Origin of the sequence: Sphingobium sp. TB-6 (genome assembly GCF_012927365.1) — a bacterium.
Taxonomy (GTDB): Bacteria; Pseudomonadota; Alphaproteobacteria; order Sphingomonadales; family Sphingomonadaceae; genus Sphingobium.
In genome coordinates this window covers 1-2207 of the sequence record NZ_JABBGL010000048.1, presented here as the reverse complement: position 1 = coordinate 2207, position 2207 = coordinate 1, and the positions used below count along the sequence as shown (strand labels likewise).

The window sequence follows — 2207 nt, the reverse complement described above, 5'->3', positions numbered from 1 at the left end:
TTTCGAGATCGGCTACCCTGATTTTTCCGACCGCATCATGTGACGACCACGCGTCGATCACGGACAGAAGCATGAACCCCAAGTCGATCTACCTTGCAGTCCCGCACCCAATGACAGAAGGTGTCCAATTGCTGCGGAGCGCGCGTTGGCATGTTGAAGGCAGGGCCTATGATCGGGCGCTCGCCTTGATCTTGGAGGCACATGCCGATCTACCCATGGCCGCGTTCTGGGGACAGGGGCACTCCGCCTCCAGCGACGGACAGTTCTTCCTCGCGACCGAGCGGGGCGAAGCGATGAACATGGTCAACGCCAAATACGGCAATGTCCCAGGCTTGAAAGGATACAGCCATGTCTCTGATCAATACGCGCCGTTTGCTACCCAGGTCATCCCGGCGACCGTCAGCAAAGGCACCCTATATTCTCGACGGGCTGCTCATGAATGACGCAGGCCGCCATGTCCGTCAGCACATTGCCGATACGGGCGAATTTACCGATCACGTCTTCGTCGCCTGCTCGCTTCTCGGCTACAGGTTCGCGCCACGCATCCGCGACCTGCAACAGAAAAGACACTATGCCTTTACCCCCGGTGCGACGCCGGCCAATGTGCGGGGTCTGGTAGGCGGGAAGATCAATGAGCCCCTCATCGAGCGGAACTGGCCCGACATCCTGCGGGTCATGGCCACGATCGCCGCCGACATTGTCGCCCCCAGCCAGATTCTGCGGAAGCTGGCTTCATATCCTCGTCAAAATGAGCTGGCCCTTGCCCTTTGGGAAGTCGGTCTTGTCGAACGGGCGCTGTTCATGATCGACTGGACTCTAGACGCCGGTTTGCAGCGCGAGGCCCAGATCGGCCTCAAAAAAGGTGAAGCCCATCATGCGCTGAAGCGCGCCATCAGCTTCCATCGGCGCGGTGAAATCCGGGACCGATCGGGTGAAGGTCAGCATTATCACATCGCCGGCATGAACTTCCTCGCCGCCATCATCATCTTCTGGAATAAGATTAAGCTCAGCGATGTCGTCACCGGTCGATCCGCTAATGGCGCTACCGTCCCACCCGATCTCCTCGCCCATTTCTCACCGCTGGTTTGGGAGCAAATCAACCTCACCGGCGAATATCGCTGGCCAAAATCCTTAGCGTAGGATTTCGCTCCCTCCCGCAAACGGCCCGTATTTTGCGGAGGACATCGCATGCCAACCGCGGCACTTCACCCGTCGGTAAAGTGCCACGGTCCTCAGTTCTGTGGGTAGCGAGGATCTAGCGAGTTAGTGACCTCACGCTCTAATAGCCGCTGCGCTTCGGTGAAGTGCCACGACTGGTCCAACCGCCTTAGCCGGTCGATAACGGATTCACATTCCGTTCTTATTGTGCTTCAAATGTTCTGATGTTTCAGCCTGATCTTTTTGCCACAGAGGCGACCTCGGAACCGGCCAGCGTTTCGGAACAACCGGTGCTCGACGTGCCTGGTATCCTCGAGCGACTGGCCGACTTTTGCGAGCGCCCCCGGTACAGCTTCATGGTGCTGAATCTGATCGCGCAATTGAGTGCGAAAACTGGCTCGGCCGGTCCGTTCGTCCGAGCGGGCGAGACGCGGATTCCGGTTCGAGACTGGTTATCTGACGCTCTGACCCCGGTCGCCCAGCGCGATCCCCGCCGGCTCGCGATCGCCGGAAAGGTTCGACGCGCGCTGGAGGACGATAATGCGCTACCAGAAGATAGCGCGGCAGCAGGCGCCTTGATCGACGATCTGGTACGCGAGCGCATCCGGATTTCCGGTCGAACTAACGTCAGTCGCGCCGTCTCAGAACTGGTTCGAGCCGGATTAGTCCAAAGGCGATATCAAGGATATCGGGTCGATCATCACAATCGCGGCGCGCAGCGTCAGGTCATGTACGCCATCACTGAGGAAGCGCGCCGTGCCCTGCGCTCCGGGGTGTGACTCGCGTTCCTTGCCTTCTATAGGCAAGCACGATGGCTTTTCATCACCGTTAGATCGTGATGCGAGCGTCCCATGGTGATCGTTCGGCATACGTGCAGGCATCTGAACTAGGGAATCAAAGGGTGGTAATAGCTTCTACGACTGGACTAGCTGTCTGGTTGCGACACATCATTGGGATATGGTAAAGAATGCCATCGCGGATCACGCGTGGCGCTTTGCCGTCCTTGCTGATGAGGTTTCGTGATGGTGCAGATACATCCCCAGGCTCGA

Annotated in this window: 1 protein-coding gene and 1 pseudogene; both read left to right on the top strand. The window is 58.4% G+C overall.

Annotation, left to right across the window (positions count from 1 at the left end):
* Positions 1-125: 125 nt before the first annotated feature.
* Positions 126-1140: pseudogene (locus HHL26_RS23985) on the top strand (transposase); the annotation flags it as partial.
* Between the two features lie 242 nt (positions 1141-1382).
* Positions 1383-1937 (top strand): hypothetical protein, encoded by a 555-nt coding sequence (locus HHL26_RS23980; RefSeq protein WP_008832040.1) that lies wholly within the window; start codon positions 1383-1385, stop codon positions 1935-1937.
* The last annotated feature ends 270 nt before the right edge of the window (positions 1938-2207 follow it).

Coding starts and splice junctions, on each gene's coding strand:
- HHL26_RS23980 (WP_008832040.1), top strand. CDS start 1,383: ATGTTTCAGCCTGATCTTTTTGCCACAGAGGCGACCTCGGAACCGGCC.